13 protein-coding genes are annotated in these 15,352 nt (G+C 70.3%); 8 read left to right on the top strand and 5 right to left on the bottom strand.

The genetic code is table 11. The features are described 5' to 3' along the window. Positions 1 to 539 precede the first annotated feature (539 nt). Genes ACYUED_RS28545 through ACYUED_RS28535 form a run of 3 tightly spaced genes read right to left on the bottom strand, consistent with a single transcriptional unit; the run spans position 540 to position 2,777 of the window. The gene (locus tag ACYUED_RS28545) at positions 540 to 950 is read right to left on the bottom strand and encodes a RidA family protein (protein WP_491286412.1); all 411 of its coding nucleotides are present in this window, start codon (positions 948 to 950) and stop codon (positions 540 to 542) included. A gap of 25 nt (positions 951 to 975) precedes the next feature. After that, the gene (locus tag ACYUED_RS28540) at positions 976 to 1,737 is read right to left on the bottom strand and encodes an IclR family transcriptional regulator (RefSeq protein ID WP_491286410.1); all 762 of its coding nucleotides are present in this window, start codon (positions 1,735 to 1,737) and stop codon (positions 976 to 978) included. Beyond that, complete coding sequence (locus ACYUED_RS28535) at positions 1,734 to 2,777, bottom strand: sugar kinase (RefSeq protein WP_491286408.1); 1,044 nt, start codon at positions 2,775 to 2,777, stop codon at positions 1,734 to 1,736. The genes ACYUED_RS28540 and ACYUED_RS28535 overlap by 4 nt, the downstream gene beginning before the upstream one ends. A 135-nt stretch (positions 2,778 to 2,912) precedes the next feature. Here ACYUED_RS28535 and ACYUED_RS28530 point away from each other — a divergent pair, with 135 nt between their 5' ends. Continuing rightward, positions 2,913 to 4,190: an amino acid deaminase gene (locus ACYUED_RS28530; protein ID WP_491286406.1), complete on the top strand. Its 1,278-nt coding sequence runs from the start codon at positions 2,913 to 2,915 to the stop codon at positions 4,188 to 4,190. Positions 4,191 to 4,198: 8 nt separating this feature from the next. Then, positions 4,199 to 5,824, top strand: a complete 1,626-nt coding sequence (locus tag ACYUED_RS28525; RefSeq protein ID WP_491286404.1) for an N-acyl-D-amino-acid deacylase family protein — start codon at positions 4,199 to 4,201, stop codon at positions 5,822 to 5,824. Positions 5,825 to 5,843: 19 nt separating this feature from the next. Here the strand turns inward: ACYUED_RS28525 and ACYUED_RS28520 are convergent, their stop codons facing one another. Continuing rightward, positions 5,844 to 6,689 carry a S1 family peptidase gene (locus ACYUED_RS28520; RefSeq protein ID WP_491286402.1) on the bottom strand — a complete coding sequence of 282 codons (846 nt, stop codon included), beginning with the start codon at positions 6,687 to 6,689 and terminating at the stop codon, positions 5,844 to 5,846. 303 nt (positions 6,690 to 6,992) lie between these two features. Here ACYUED_RS28520 and ACYUED_RS28515 point away from each other — a divergent pair, with 303 nt between their 5' ends. The 3 genes from ACYUED_RS28515 to ACYUED_RS28505 all read left to right on the top strand — a co-directional run bounded on the left by ACYUED_RS28515 (position 6,993) and on the right by ACYUED_RS28505 (position 9,830). Beyond that, positions 6,993 to 8,204: a pyridoxal phosphate-dependent aminotransferase gene (locus ACYUED_RS28515; protein ID WP_491286400.1), complete on the top strand. Its 1,212-nt coding sequence runs from the start codon at positions 6,993 to 6,995 to the stop codon at positions 8,202 to 8,204. Positions 8,205 to 8,276: 72 nt separating this feature from the next. Next, complete coding sequence (locus ACYUED_RS28510) at positions 8,277 to 8,693, top strand: SCO4983 family protein (protein WP_491286398.1); 417 nt, start codon at positions 8,277 to 8,279, stop codon at positions 8,691 to 8,693. Between the two features lie 273 nt (positions 8,694 to 8,966). Further along, complete coding sequence (locus ACYUED_RS28505; RefSeq protein ID WP_491286396.1) at positions 8,967 to 9,830, top strand: hypothetical protein; 864 nt, start codon at positions 8,967 to 8,969, stop codon at positions 9,828 to 9,830. 106 nt (positions 9,831 to 9,936) lie between these two features. Here ACYUED_RS28505 and ACYUED_RS28500 read toward each other — a convergent pair whose 3' ends face one another. After that, a complete protein-coding gene (locus ACYUED_RS28500; protein WP_491286394.1) occupies positions 9,937 to 11,760 on the bottom strand; it encodes a phosphoenolpyruvate carboxykinase (GTP) in 1,824 nt (607 codons plus the stop codon). 341 nt (positions 11,761 to 12,101) lie between these two features. Here ACYUED_RS28500 and trhA point away from each other — a divergent pair, with 341 nt between their 5' ends. From trhA to ACYUED_RS28485, 3 genes are all read left to right on the top strand, one after another. Beyond that, a complete protein-coding gene (gene trhA, locus ACYUED_RS28495) occupies positions 12,102 to 12,848 on the top strand; it encodes a PAQR family membrane homeostasis protein TrhA (RefSeq protein ID WP_491286392.1) in 747 nt (248 codons plus the stop codon). Positions 12,849 to 12,959: 111 nt separating this feature from the next. Then, positions 12,960 to 14,528, top strand: a complete 1,569-nt coding sequence (locus tag ACYUED_RS28490) for an MFS transporter (protein WP_491286390.1) — start codon at positions 12,960 to 12,962, stop codon at positions 14,526 to 14,528. Between the two features lie 11 nt (positions 14,529 to 14,539). Then, positions 14,540 to 15,172, top strand: coding sequence for a TetR/AcrR family transcriptional regulator (locus ACYUED_RS28485; RefSeq protein WP_491286388.1), 633 nt, complete (start codon positions 14,540 to 14,542; stop codon positions 15,170 to 15,172). Positions 15,173 to 15,352: the final 180 nt, after the last annotated feature.

Raw genomic sequence — 15,352 nt, 5'->3', positions numbered from 1 at the left:
CTACTTCGTTATCAGACGCCTACACGAACACGCCCAACATCGCGGCGCGCTACGGCGGGAAGACCGCTGGAGCGTACGCGGCCGGAGCGGGCGGTGAGCAGCCCCGCGATCGCCTCCGGCACCACCGGAGCGACGTCGGCACCCTCGTCCGGACCTTCCGCCGCCGCCTCACCACGAGCCCGGGTGAGTACCGGGCCAGGTTCCACCCCGGCCCGGCCCGACCTCCTACACGAACAGGCTCACCACACCCGCCACCACGAACCCCGTCACCGACAGCACCGACTCCAGCACCGTCCACGTCTTCAGGTTGTCCCGCTCGCTCACCCGCCGCAAGGCGAGCGCGGGGCGGGCAGGTGGCGCAACCCTGCCGCACCAGCGGCAGACGGAAACGAGAGACCGTACTCAAGCCGAGCCCCTGACGCTCTGGTGATGAGACGGACCTTCCGGGCCGAAATACCCGGAATGCTGAGACCTGACTGCGGTCTCGGCAACGGGCGCCGCACCGTGATGACGTACGGGGTACGGGAGTTGCGGGGGCGTCAGCCGAGGACGGCCAGCGCGTCGATCTCGATGAGGAGCCCCGCGGGCAGACCGACGTACACCGTCGTGCGGGCGGCGGGCGGCTGGGTGAGGCCCTGCTCCTCGAAGTAGGTGTTGTAGATGCCGTTCATCTCGGCGAAGTGGTCCACATCCGTGAGGTAGACACGGATCATCATCACGTCGTCCCAGCTCGCGCCGCCCTCTTCGAGGATCGCCTTGACGTTGGCGAGGGTCTGGAGGGTCTGCTCGCGCAGGGTCGGGCCGGCGGGCGTGGGGGCCTTGCCCTCCTCGGCGGGCAGGAAGCCGACCTGCCCCGCGACCTGAAGGATGTTGCCCTTCCTGACGCCGTGGGAGAACTTCGCGGGCGGGGTGGTGTGCGTCTTCGGGGTGAGCGCGATCTTCTCGGTCATGCGATGCCCTTCGTTGCGGGGGTCCTCATTCGGTGTCCTTCACAGGCGTGCGTCCCGAGTACTCCCCGCTGATCGCGTCGGCCGTGCGGCGCACCAGCGGGAGCAGGGTGAGGAGTTCGTCGGCGGTGACGACGACGTTCGGCGCGGAGACCGACATCGCGGCGACCACCCGGCCGTCGGCACCGCGGACCGGTGCGCCGACGCAGTTGATGGACTCCTCGTGGCCACCGAGGTCGGTGGCCCAGCCCTGATCGCGCACCTTCTCCAACTCCCGTAGAAAAGCAGGAGCGTTGGGGGTGGAACGGGATGTGTACATGGGGTAGTCGAGCCTGTCGGCGACGGCCCGGCGCTCACCTTCGGGCAGATCTGCGAGCAGCAGCTTCGCCACCGCCGCGACGGTGATCGCCACCGGCTTCCCTATGCGCGAGTACATCCGGACCGGGTACCGGCTCTCCACCTTGTCGATGTAGAGGACCTCGGACTCCTCGTACACCGCGAGATGGACGGTGTGCCCGCACTGCTCGTTGAGGCGGACGAGGTGGGGGTGGGCGATCTCGCGGATGTCGAGGTTCTCCATGGCCTCATGGGCGAGCGCGATGAGGCGGGCGCCGAGGCGGTAGCGCTGGTCGGACTGCCGGTAGACCAGGCCGTGCTCGTGCAGTGTCCTGAGCAGCCGCAGTGCCGTGGACTTGTGCACGCCGAGCCGGTCGGCGACCTGGCCGAGGTCGGCGGGCCCCTCGGCGAGTAGCGGCAGGATGCTGAGCGCGCGGTCGACGGTCTGGCTCATGGCGTACGTGCCTCCTTCTCGGCCCGGTCGCTGGCGTGATCGACGGCTTGTTGCGTCCAGCCGGGGCCGAGTCGAAGTCTCCCCCACGCGTCGTCGTCCAGGGCCGCGAGGCGGTCGGCGTGGTCGCGGGCAGGAGGCGCGGCGAGGTCGCCGGGGGCGGTGAGGGCGGCGGCGGCCCAGAGGTGGCCGTGGCGCAGGCGGGCCCGAACGGGCAGCCCGCGCAGGGTGGCCGACAGGAAGCCGGCGGCGAAGGCGTCCCCGGCACCGACGGCGGCCACCACGTCCACCCGCGGGGCGGGAACGAAGGTGGCGGCGCTCCCCTTGTCGAACACGGTCGCCCCCCGGCCGCCCTGCTTGACGACGAGCACCTCGGGATCGGGGAAGGCGGCCCGGACGGCCTCGGCGCCCCGGAGCGCCCACACGTCCTCGGCCTCGTCCTCGCCCACGAACACCAGGTCGGCGCCGCGCGCCGGCTCCAGCAGCACGCCGGGCCCGTCGGCCTGCCGCCACACCGCGGGCCGGTGGTTGATGTCGAAGGAGACGAGCGGCCGGTCCGGGCGGGGCGCGGTCAGTTCTCGTACCAGGCCGAGACAGGCGTCGGACAGCATCGGCGTGATCCCCGACAGGTGCAGCACCCGCCCCGCCCGCACCGCGTCCAGGTCCGTGTTCCCGACGGACATCGCGGAGGCGGCCGACCCGGCCCGGTAGTACGCCACCTCGTGGGCGTCGGTGGCCCGGTCACCGGCCGTGCGGAAGTAGACGCCGGTCGGCCGCGCCGGGTCCCGTCGCACGGCGGTGACATCGACGCCGTGGGCCCCGATCGCCTCGACCAGGTGGTCGCCGAACCCGTCGGCGCCGACCCTGCTCACCCATCGCGTCGAGTGCCCGGCGGCCGCGAGCGCGCACGCCACGTTGGACTCCGCGCCGCCGATGGCGCGGTCGAAGGAGGGGACGTCGGCGAGGCGGCCCGGGAGGGTGGGCAGGAACGTGACCATGGACTCGCCGAGCGCGACGACGTCCACGACGTCGGGGACATTCACGATGGTCGTGGCTCCTTGCGGTCCGGGGTCGCGGCGGCTCCATTGACCCGGCGTTGGCCTGGATGTTAGACAGCGGTAAGCGACATACGCAATGGACGTTGCAGATGCTGCAACTCACCTGATCAGGGAGGCCTCGTGTCCCTCGACACCGGTACCGAAGCGCTCGCTCGCCTCGCCGAGGAACGCGTCGACCACCGCTTCAAGGGCCTCCCGCCGGACGCCGACGGCCTGACCGTCGGCGAGCTGGCCGCCCAGCGCCGCAACCTCTTCACCGACGGCTTCGCGACCCCCGTACTCGCCCTGTCCGCCGAGCGCCTGGAGCACAACCTCGCGCTCATGGAGACCTACGCGGCCCGCCACGGCCTGGCCTTCGCCCCGCACGGCAAGACCTCCATGGCACCCCGGCTGTTCCGGCAGCAGATCGAGCGCGGGGCGTGGGGGATCACGCTCGCCGTACCGCACCAGGTGCGGGTGGCGCGGGCGTTCGGGATCCGGCGGGTCTTCCTCGCGAACGAGCTCGTGGACCCCTCGGCCCTGCGCTGGATCGCCGGCGAGCTGGAGTCCGACGGCGACTTCCGCTTCGTCTGCTACGTCGACTCCGTGCACGGCGTCCGGCTGATGGACGAGGCCCTGCGGGGGACGTCCCGCCCGGTGGACGTGGTGGTCGAGCTCGCCGCCGGGGAGGGCGCCCGTACCGGTGTCCGTACGGAGGCGGAGTGCGCGGCGGTCGCGGACGCGGTGGCGGCGGCCGGGACGCTGCGGCTCGCCGGTGTCGCGGGCTACGAGGGCGAGGTCCCCGGGGCCGACCCGGAGCGGGTGCACGCGTGGCTGCGCCGGCTGGTCGCGCTGGCCGTGGACTTCGACAAGGCGGGGCGGTTCGCGGGCCTGGACGAGATCGTGGTGAGCGCGGGCGGCAGCGCCTGGTTCGACGCGGTGGCAGACGTGTTCGCCGCGCTTCCCGAACTCTCCGCGCCGGCCTTGAAGTTGCTGCGCTCGGGGGCGTACGTCTCGCACGACGACGGCCACTACCGCAAGATCACCCCCTTCAACCGCGTCCCCGGCGAGGGCGCCCTGGAGCCGGCCTTCCGCCTCTGGGCACAGGTGGTCTCCCGCCCCTCCCCCGATCAGGCCTTCGCCAACGCGGGCAAGCGGGACGCGGCGTACGACCTGGACCTCCCCCTCGCGCAGGTCGTCCGCCGGGACGGCGCCGAGCGCCCGGCGACGGGTGTCTCGGTGACCGGCCTGTCCGACCAGCACACCTGGCTGCGGACCACTGCCGAGGCGGACCTGGACGTCGGAGACTGGGTGGGGATGGGTCTGTCCCATCCGTGCACGTCCTTCGACAAGTGGCAGCTGATCCCGCTGGTCGAGGCGGACGGCACGGTGGTCGACTACATCCGCACGTTCTTCTAGGAGGAGTCGTGGAGCAGCTCGTCATCCGGGACGCGGACGTGGTGGACGGCAGCGGTGAGCCGGCCTACCGCGCGGACGTGGTGGTCGACCGCGGCAGGATCGTGTCGATCGTCAAGGAGGCCGCGGCGGCGGGCTGCCAGCGCCCGAAGGCCATGCGGGAGCTGGACGCCGAGGGGCTCGTCCTCTCCCCCGGTTTCATCGACATGCACGCCCACAGCGATCTGGCCGTCCTGCGCGACCCCGACCACAGCGCCAAGGCCGCACAGGGGGTCACCCTTGAGGTCCTGGGCCAGGACGGGCTGTCGTACGCACCCGTGGACGACCGCACGCTCGCCGAGGTGCGCCGGGCGATCACCGGCTGGAACGGCCACGGCGACGACATCGACTTCGACTGGCGCTCGGTCGGCGAGTACCTGGACCGGCTGGACCACGGATTCGAGGGCCGGGGGATCGCCGTGAACGCGGCGTATCTCATCCCCCAGGGAACGGTCCGCATGCTGGCCGTCGGCTGGGAGGACCGGGAGGCGACCCCGCGGGAGCTCGACCGCATGTGCCGGCTGGTCGCCGAGGGCATGGAGCAGGGCGCGGTCGGCATGTCGTCCGGGCTGACCTACACACCCGGCATGTACGCCAAGGACTCCGAACTCACCGAGCTGTGCAGGGTGGTGGCGTCCTACGGCGGCTACTACTGCCCGCACCACCGCTCCTACGGCGCCGGGGCCCTTGAGGCGTACGAGGAGATGGTCGCCCTGACCCGGGAGGCGGGCTGCCCGCTCCACCTGGCCCACGCCACGATGAACTTCGGCGTGAACGAGGGCCGGGCACCGGAGCTGCTGACCCTGCTGGACGAGGCGCTCGCGTCCGGGGCGGACATCAGCCTGGACACGTACCCCTACACGCCAGGCTGCACCACTCTGGTGGCCATGCTGCCGAGTTGGGCGGGCGAGGGCGGCCCGGAGGCGATCCTCAAGCGGCTGGCGGACGAGGAGACGGCCGAGCGCATCCGGCACCACCTGGAGGTCGTGGGCGCCGACGGCTGCCACGGCGTACCCATCGAGTGGGACACGATCGAGATCTCGGGCGTGACGGATCCGGGGCTGGGCGGCTTCGTCGGCCGGACGGTCAGGGAGTCGGCGGACCTGCGCGGCGAGTCGCCGTGGGCGACGGCCCGTCGCCTGCTCCTCGAGGACCGGCTGGGTCCCACGATCCTGCAGCACGTGGGCCACGAGGAGAACGTCCGGGCGATCATGCGGCACCGCGTCCATACCGGCGGCTCGGACGGCATCCTGCAAGGCGCGAAGCCGCATCCGCGGGCCTACGGCACCTTCCCGCACTATCTCGGCCACTACGTACGGGAGTTGGGCGTGCTGTCGCTTGAGGAGTGCGTCGCCCACCTCACGTCCCGGCCCGCCGCACGGCTGCGGCTGCCGGACCGGGGTCTGGTCCGCGAGGGGTACCGGGCGGACCTGGTCCTGTTCGACCCGCAGGCGGTGGCGGCGGGGTCGACGTACGAGAATCCGCGCGCGCTCCCGACGGGCGTTCCGCATGTCCTGATCGACGGGCGGTTCGTGATCGAGGACGGGCGGCGCACGGATGTGCTGGCGGGGCGGGCGGTCCGTCGCAGTCCCGTGTGACGGAACGCCCCACCGCGCACTACGGCTTGGGCAGGACGCATCCGCTCTTGCTGAGGTCGAGCTTGTTTCCGGCGCCGAAGCAGGCCGGGATCTGGTAGGTCTCCTCGGCGTAGTTGATGCCCTTGCGGACCGTCACGTTGCCGCTCTGGTCGACCTCGCAGGGGTTGTTCTCGGTGCAGCGCTCGCCGTCCTCGTTGCCGGTGTTGTTGACGGCGACGACCTTGCCGGTGGCGTTGTCGATGACCGGCGAGCCCGAGGTGCCGCCGATGGTCTGGCAGGCGGAGGTGTAACGGACCGAGTCCTTCCAGGTCCAGTCGCCCTCCTTGATGCGGTAGACGAAGCCGTCGACGTTGCAGGCGTACGTGCGCTTCCAGTAGCCGGAGACGACGGTGATCGCGGTGCCGGCGGTCGGGTGCGTGTCCTGCAGGGTGAGCGGGCTGATGCCGTACGAGCTCTTGATCGCCGCGTAGGTGGTCGTCAGCCGGTAGATCGTGACGTCGGTGTCGGTCATGGTCGAGTAGACGACCTGGTTGGCCCGGAGCGTGGCGATCTTGCTTCCGGAGGAGTTCAGCAGTCCGAAGGTACGGCTGGAGGACTGGCCGGTGATGACCTCGCCGGGCTGCGGGAAGCCGGTCTCGAGGCAGTGGCCGTTGGACATGACGAGCGCCGGGTCGGAGTCCGCGGAGTTCGGGAAGCGGATGACGGAGCCGGAGCAGTTGCTGAGCGAGACGGTGCCGGCGAAGTTGACGGCCTTGACGGCGGGCGCGGCGGTGCCGTTGGTGGACACCGGTGCCGCGACCGCTGGTGCCACGCCTGCCCCGGCCATCACCAGGGCGAAGAGCACGGCGCCGAGAGGCTTCTTCATGTGGGGGTCCCCTCTTGCGACTTGGGCGACCGGAGATTTTCCGGCCGCCCATATTTGACATGTGCATTCTGAAGGGAAAGGAGTGGCTGGGCAAGGAGTTCTTTCCGGCGGGGGCGCCTCCGGCAGCGGGCGGCACACGTTCGGCGGCCCGTTCACCCACTCGGGCGACCCGGGCACGACCACGGCTCACGGAGACGCATGGGGCCCCTGGGACCGCCACCGGCGATAACCACCCAAATCGCCGCGTCTCACGTGGTGGAAAACACGGCCCAAGAGGCGTTACCGGGCCGTAAGCTCCCAGACATGCAGGTGATCCAGTCGACCAAGCTCGCCAACGTCTGTTACGAGATCCGGGGCCCGGTGCTCGAGGAGGCGATGCGGCTGGAAGCTGCCGGGCACCGCATTCTCAAGCTGAACACCGGCAACCCGGCGGCGTTCGGCTTCGAGTGCCCGCCCGAGATCCTGGAGGACATCCTCCGCAACGTGTCGACGGCGCACGGCTACGGCGACGCGAAGGGCCTGCTGGCCGCGCGCCGCGCGGTCGTCATGCACAACCAGACCCTCGGCATCGAGACGGACGTCGAGCACGTCTTCGTCGGCAACGGCGTCTCCGAGCTGATCGTGATGGCCATGCAGGGCCTGCTCGACGACGGCGACGAGGTCCTCGTACCGTCGCCCGACTACCCGCTGTGGACCGCCGCCGTCTCCCTCTCCGGCGGCACGGCCGTGCACTACCGCTGCGACGAGCAGTCGGACTGGATGCCCGACCTCGCGGACGTCGAGCGCAAGGTCACCGACCGCACCAAGGCGATCGTCGTCATCAACCCGAACAACCCGACGGGGGCCGTGTACGACGAGGCGATGATCAAGGGGCTCACCGACATCGCCCGCCGCCACAACCTGCTGGTCTGCTCGGACGAGATCTACGACAAGATCCTCTACGACGGCGCCACGCACACCCCGACCGCGAAGGTCGCCCCGGACCTGCTGACCCTCACCTTCAACGGCATGTCGAAGGCGTACCGGGTGGCCGGCTACCGGGTCGGCTGGATGTCGATCTCCGGCCCGCGCGCGCACGCGGACTCCTACATCGAGGGTCTGACGATCCTCGCGAACATGCGCCTGTGCGCGAACATGCCGGGACAGCACGGCGTGGTCGCCGCACTGAGCGGCCGGCAGACGATCAACGATCTGGTGCTGCCGGGCGGACGGCTGAAGGAGCAGCGGGACGTCGCGTACGAGCTGCTCACCCAGATCCCGGGTGTGACCTGCGTGAAGCCCAAGGGCGCGCTGTATCTCTTCCCGCGCCTCGACCCCAAGGTCTTCAAGATCAAGGACGACCGGCGGATGGTCCTGGACCTGCTGCGCAGGGAGAAGATCATGGTCGTGCAGGGGACCGGGTTCAACTGGATGGAGCCCGACCACTTCCGGGTCGTGACCCTGCCGTCGGTCGGGGATCTGCGGGACGCGGTCACCAGGATCGGGAACTTCCTGGACGGCTACGGCCAGCCGTAGATCTTTTGCGTTCGCTCAACTTTAGACGAAATCTAAGCTAGGATGGTTTCCTGACAGCACGGGAGGCCATCCATGTACGAACCGATCCGCACCAAGTCGGTGCACAGCGCGATGGCCGGCACGCCCTCCGACTTTCCGCACCGCTCGCGTGAGGAGGAGCTGGACATCCAGCTCGCCGGTCATCTCGCGGCGCTCCTCGCCGTCACGGACGAGCTGCGGACCCTGGCCCCCGCCGAGGACCTGGACACCGCGGCCGAGCGGCTCGCCGCGCAGGTGGCCCGGCTGCGCGGCGGGATGACGCCGGTCCGCACGTCCGTGGCAGCGTCCGACGGCGACTCCATGGTGCTGCACCGGCGGGCGCACGCCCTCGCCGGGCGCGCCCTGGTCGTGGCGGCCTCCCGCGCCGACACGGCGGCCGCGATCCTCGCCGCCGAGCAGATGGACGTGCACGCGGCGGCTCTGGAGCCACGCGAACTCGCGTCCCGCTGAGCCCTCCGGCTCCCCTTTGACGGCCCCGGTCCGCGCGCACCCGCAGAGACGCGCGGACCGGGCGCCATGCACTGCGTTGGCTTGGGCGGGGGGTGCCTAATCGCCGTAGGGGGCCGTGTCGTTCTGCGGGTGCGGGTTGAGTGTGGCTTGTCGCGCAGTTCCCCGCGCCCCCTGGGGGCGTGCGGTTGACGCGTGTTGTTCCGGGACCGGGGTGACACCCCCCGTTCACCCGCTGCGGCGGGGAATGTCGGGTTCCGGGAGCACGCTCCCGGCGTGAGACGAATCGCAGGGATTGTCCTCGCGGTGCTGCTGATCGGTGGCGTGGTGGTTGCCGTCGTCGCAGGCCGCAGTGACGGGGACACGGGCACGGCAACGAAGACCGTGCGCATGGTGATCGGGTCGGAGAAGGCCGAGTACTTCACCGATCCGGACGTGGTGAAGGCCCTCGCCACCAAGGGCTACACCGTCAAGGCCGAGACCTCGGGCTCCTGGGCCATGGAGGGACTCGACCTCAAGGGGTACGACCTCGCGTTCCCGTCCAGCCAGGCGCCCGCCGTCGAACTGGCCTCCCGTTACAAGGTGCACGGGACCCTCCCCCGGCCCTTCTACTCGCCGCTCGTCGTCGTGGCCCGCCGGGACGCCGCCCAGGTGCTCGCCGCGAACGGCCTCGCGACCCTCGACACCGGGCACCGCGGCACCCTGAAGATGGCCGCATATCTCGGCGCCGCCCAGCGCGACCGCACCTGGCAGCAGCTCAAGGGGTCAGGAAAATACGGCGAGTTGAGCGGGACGCTGTTCATCTCCAGTACCGATCCGGAGTCCTCCAACCCCGGCGCCCTCTATCTCGCCGACGCCTCCTACGTGGCCAACGGCGGGCGGGTCAACTGGTCCTGGTGCACGAGGAGTTGCGCAAGCTGGCGACCGTCCTGCGGGAGACCGAGGAGCGGCGCCAGGAGTCGCACACCCGGTATCTGGAGGACCGGGGGCGGGCGAACTGACCTCAGTGCAGCAGGCCCGCCACGACCACGAGGATCAGCACCGGCACGACCGGTCCGCACAGAGGTGATGGCGGAAGGAGACGAAGGCCTGTCGTCGCCTTCCCGTCGGGGCGGACGGGAACGCGACGACAGGCCCTGAGCCCCGCACGCCGTTGTGCGGAACCTCGCCGGTCGGTCACCGCGGCCGGCCGTGACGATCTGTGGTCAGGGCACATCCCAACCGGCCGCGGAGTCTCGGTGCGGGCTCAGCCCAGGCGCTCGACCAGCGCGCGGTACTCGTCCCACAGTTCCTTCGGGGTGTGCTCGCCGAAGGTGTTGAGGTGCTCGGGCACCAGCGCGGCCTCCTCGCGCCAGACCTCCGTGTCGACGGTGAGGAGGAAGTCCAGGTCCGCCTCGGAGAGGTCGAGGCCCTTGGTGTCGAGGGCACCCTTGGCCGGCAGGACGCCGATCGGGGTCTCGACGCCGTCCGCCTTGCCGTCGAGGCGGTCGACGATCCACTTCAGGACACGGCTGTTCTCGCCGAAGCCGGGCCAGACGAACTTGCCCTCGTCGTTCTTGCGGAACCAGTTGACGTAGTAGATCTTCGGCAGCTTCGCCTGATCCTTGTCCTTGGCGACGTCGACCCAGTGCCCCATGTAGTCGCCCATGTTGTAGCCGCAGAACGGCAGCATGGCGAAGGGGTCGCGGCGCAGTTCGCCGACCTTGCCCTCGGCGGCGGCGGTCTTCTCGGAGGCCACGTTGGCGCCGAGGAAGACGCCGTGGTTCCAGTCGAAGGACTCCGTCACCAGCGGGACCGCGGTGGCGCGCCGGCCGCCGAAGAGGATCGCCGAGATCGGCACGCCCTTGGGGTCCTCCCACTCGGGCGCGATGATCGGGCACTGGGCGGCGGGGGTGGTGAAGCGGGCGTTGGGGTGGGCGGCCGGGGTCTGGGACTCCGGCGTCCAGGAGTTGCCCTTCCAGTCCGTCAGATGGGCCGGCGTCTCCTCCGTCATGCCCTCCCACCAGACGTCGTTGTCGTCGGTGAGCGCGACGTTGGTGAAGACCGAGTTGCCCCACAGCGTCTTCATCGCGTTGGCGTTGGTGTGCTCACCGGTGCCGGGCGCGACGCCGAAGAAGCCGGCCTCGGGATTGATCGCGTACAGGCGGCCGTCCTCGCCGAAGCGCATCCAGGCGATGTCGTCGCCGATCGTCTCGACCGTCCAGCCGGAGATGGTGGGCTCCAGCATGGCGAGGTTGGTCTTGCCGCAGGCGGAGGGGAACGCCGCCGCCACGTACTTCGGCTCCCCGTGCGGCGGGGTGAGCTTGAGCACCAGCATGTGCTCGGCGAGCCAGCCCTCGTCGCGGGCCATCACGGACGCGATGCGCAGGGCGTAGCACTTCTTGCCGAGCAGTGCGTTGCCGCCGTAGCCGGAGCCGTAGGACCAGATCTCGCGGCCCTCGGGGAAGTGCGAGATGTACTTGGTGGAGTTGCAGGGCCACGGGACGTCCGCCTCGCCCTGGGCGAGGGGGGCGCCGAGGGTGTGGACGGCCTTCACGAAGAAGCCGTCGGAACCGAGTTCGTCGAGGACCGGCTGTCCCATGCGGGTCATCGTGCGCATCGACACGGCGACGTAGGCGGAGTCGGTGATCTCGACGCCGATCGCGGACAGGTCCGAGCCGAGGGGGCCCATGCAGAACGGGACGACGTACATCGTCCGGCCCTTCATCGAGCCGCGGAAGACGCCCTTCTCGCCCTGGAAGATCTCCCGCATCTCGGCGGGGTCCTTCCAGTGGTTGGTCGGGCCGGCGTCCGCCTCCTTCTCGGAGCAGATGAAGGTGCGGTCCTCGACGCGCGCGACGTCGCTCGGGTCGGAGGCCGCGTAGTAGGAGTTCGGGCGCTTGATCGGGTCGAGTTTCTTGAACGTGCCCTTCGCGACGAGCTCTTCGCACAGCCGCTCGTACTCGGCCTCGGATCCGTCACACCAGACCACACTGTCCGGCTGGGTCAGTTCAGCGATCTCGTTCACCCACGAGACCAGTTCCTGATGCTTGGTGGGGATGACGGTGGGAGCCGCGTTGTCGCGCGCCACGATTGCTCCTAAATGAGGGATTTTTTATTGGGAGGCCCCGTGGGGGCTGCGGCCCGGATGCTTCGTGGCTGGATCCTCAGCGCTCATCCGGTGCCGACCGCACTCATATGATCATCCGACGCCAGCGCCCATATGTCCAGAGGACCTCACAGGTGAGCGGAGTGGGGATCGTCACGCCGCCGTGTGTTTCCCAGCGTGTTTTTGCGTGCACGTTGAGTTCATCTGACGGTTCTTTTGCCTGACGGACGTGGACCCAACTCCCGTGAGAGGATGGCCACTCTTGACCGGTTCTCGGCCCGCGCTCATCCCTAAGTTACGGTTCCGTAGGTACGATTGAGCGCATGACTGCGCCTGTCCCCGACGCGCCCACGGACACGCCGGCCGCCGGCCGCGACTCCGGCGCCCCCTCCCTCCCGCACCAGATAAAGCAGCACGCCCAGCAGCTCGCCGAGCCGATCAAGCCGAAGCTCCGCGGCTGGCTGCATCTGGGCATGTTCCCGGCCGTGCTCATCGCCGGTCTGGTGCTCACCGCCCTCGCGGACTCGTCCAGAGGGCGCATCGCCTGCGGGATCTTCGCCCTGACGGCCTGCCTGCTGTTCGGCGTCAGCGCGCTGTACCACCGGGGCAACTGGAGCCCGCGCATGGACGGCGTCCTGCGCCGACTCGACCACGCCAACATCTTCCTGATCATCGCGGGCACCTACACACCGCTGACGATGCTGCTGCTGCCCGGCGCCAAGGGACAGTGGCTGCTGTGGGGCATCTGGGGCGCCGCGGCCGCGGGCATCATCTTCCGCGTCTTCTGGGTCGGCGCCCCGCGCTGGCTCTACACCCCCTGCTACATCGCGATGGGCTGGGCGGCCGTCTTCTTCCTGCCGGACTTCATGCACGCGGGCGGCATCGCCGTGCTGGTCCTGGTGATCGTGGGCGGTCTCCTCTACAGCGCGGGCGGCGTGATCTACGGCATCAAGCGGCCGAACCCGTCACCGCGCTGGTTCGGCTTCCACGAGGTCTTCCACTCCTTCACGCTGGCCGCGTTCGTCGTCCACTACGTGGGCATCTCGCTGGTGGCGTACCAGCACGGGTAACCGCTCCACCGCTTTCCCCATGGCCACGGCTCTCCAGCCGTGGCCATTTTCCTTGCCCCGATACCTACTGCCGATTGACAGCAGCTACATTTTGAGAGCTACTCTCATTTCATGGTTACTGTCACTCAGCTGGAAGAGGCTCCCCGGGACCCTCGGCGCTGGTGGGCCCTCGGGGCCCTGGTCGCGAGCTTGCTGACGCTCGGCTTCGACATGACGATCCTCAACGTCGCGCTGCCCACGATGACGCGGGAGCTGGGCGCCACCACCGGCCGGCAGCAGTGGATGGCGGACGCGTACGTCGTCGTCTTCGCGGCGCTGATGCTCCCGGCCGGACTGCTCGGCGACCGGTTCGGGCGGCGGCGGATGCTGATCGCCGGGCTCGGGGTCTTCCTGGCCGGCTCGCTGCTGGGCGCGCTGGCGCCGGACGTCAACTGGGTGGTCGCGGCCCGGGCGTTCATGGGCATCGGCGGCGCGCTCGTCACCCCGCTCGCCCTGTCCGTGCTGCCCTCGCTGTTCGGCTCCGAGGAGCGCACCAAGGCCGTCGGCGTCATCTCCGCCGCCTCCGCGCTCGGCATGCCGCTCGGTCCGATCATCGGCGGCTGGCTGCTGAACCACTTCTGGTGGGGCTCGATCTTCCTGGTCAACGTCCCGATGGCCGCGATCGGCATCGCCGCCTGCGTCTTCCTGCTCCCCGAGACGCGCGACCCGGCCTCCCCGAAGGTAGACGTCCTGTCCACCGCGCTCACCGCGACCGGGCTCGGCGCCCTCATCTACGCGATCATCGAGGGGCCCGGCCGCGGCTGGGGCGACCCGCTGGTCCTCGCCATGTTCGCCGCGTCCGTGGTCCTGATCACCGCACTGGTGCTGCGCGAGCGGCAGGTGGAGCGGCCGATGCTCGACATGACGCTGCTCGCCCAGCGCGGCTTCCTGTTCAACACGCTCGCCGCGACCCTGGTCATGTTCGTCCTGTCCGGCCTGCTGTTCGTGCTGCCCCAGTACCTCCAGGCCGTCCTCGGCCACGACGCCCTCGGCACCGGTCTGCGGCTGCTGCCGATGATGGGCGGTCTGATGGTCGCCGCGCGGGGCGCGCAGCCGGTCGTCGCCAGGTTCGGGTCGCGTGCCGTGGTCAGCGCCGGCCTGGTGGTGCTGGCCTTCGCCGCCCTGCTCGGCAGCCGTACGACGGCCGACTCCGGTTACGGCTTCACCGCGCTGTGGCTCTCGATCACCGGATTCGGCTTCGGTTTCTCCGTCGTGCCCGCGATGGACGGTGCCCTCGGCGCCCTGCCCCGTGACCGGGCCGGCAGCGGCTCGGGCCTGCTGATGACGCTGCGCCAGGTCGGCGCGGCGATCGGCATCGCCCTGCTCGGCAGCCTCCTGGCGAGCACCTTCCGGGACCGGCTCGACGTCACCGGGCTGCCGGCCCGGGCCGCCGACACCGCGGGGGACTCCGTGGTCGCGGCGCACCTCGTCGCCGGGCGGGCGGGCCCCGGCAACGCGGGCCGCCTGGCGGCCTCCGCGAACAGCGCGTACGTCCACGGCATGGGCGTCGTCCTGCTGGTGTGCGGCGTCGCGGCTCTCGTGGCGGCGCTGCTGGCGGCGGCCTTCCTGCCGAGGACGACCTCCGCGCGACCGGTGGCACGCCCCGAACCCGACATGGCCGCCGCCGCGGAGGATGCCTGACAATGAACCCCATGACGGCCGCACGATCCTCCTACTCCTCCCCCGCCGACCCCCCTCAGCCGGGCCTGCGGGAACGCAAGAAGATCAAGACCCGCAAGGCGATCCGCGCCGCGACATACGGGCTGATCAAGGAGCAGGGGTACGACGCCACGACCATCGAGCAGATCGCCGAGCGCGCCGAGGTGTCGCCGTCGACCGTCTTCCGTTACTTCCCGACCAAGGAGGACATCGTCCTCACGGACGAGTACGACCCCCTGATGGCCGAGGAGTTGCGCGCCCGGCCGGCCGGCGAGCCGTGGATGGAATCGGTGCGGCACGTGATGCACCTGGCCATCGGAGCGAACGACCGGGAGGACCCCGAGGTGACCCGCGTGCGGGCGCACCTCGCGGCCCAGATCCCCGCCGTCCGCTCCCGCATGGTCGAGAGCATGTCGTCGACCGGCCGCATGCTCCGCCAGGCCGTCGGCGAGCGCCACGGCCTGGAACCGGACAGCATCGAGGTCCGCGTCTACGCGATGTCCTTCATCGGCGGCCTCATGGAGGTCTACATGTACTGGGCCGAGAACGGCTTCGAGGGCGAGCTGAGCGACCTCGTGGACCGCGCCCTGGACGTCCTGGACCGCGGCCTCCCCACCGGCCACTGAGCCTCGGGGGGCGTCCGGCGGATCAGGCCGGCTATGAGCTGCGGCACCTCCGGACCGAGCCGAGCGGGGCCTGGTGCGTGCGGCTGCAAGGCGGAGGAGGGCGCCGACACGGAGGAGGGCGCCGATGCGGTGCATCGGCGACCTGCGTCGACGCCACTGAGGGTCCACCCGCGCCTTTGA

It is taken from the genome of Streptomyces sp. DF42 (assembly GCF_058267695.1).
This window is presented reverse-complemented; position numbering and strand designations above follow the sequence as displayed.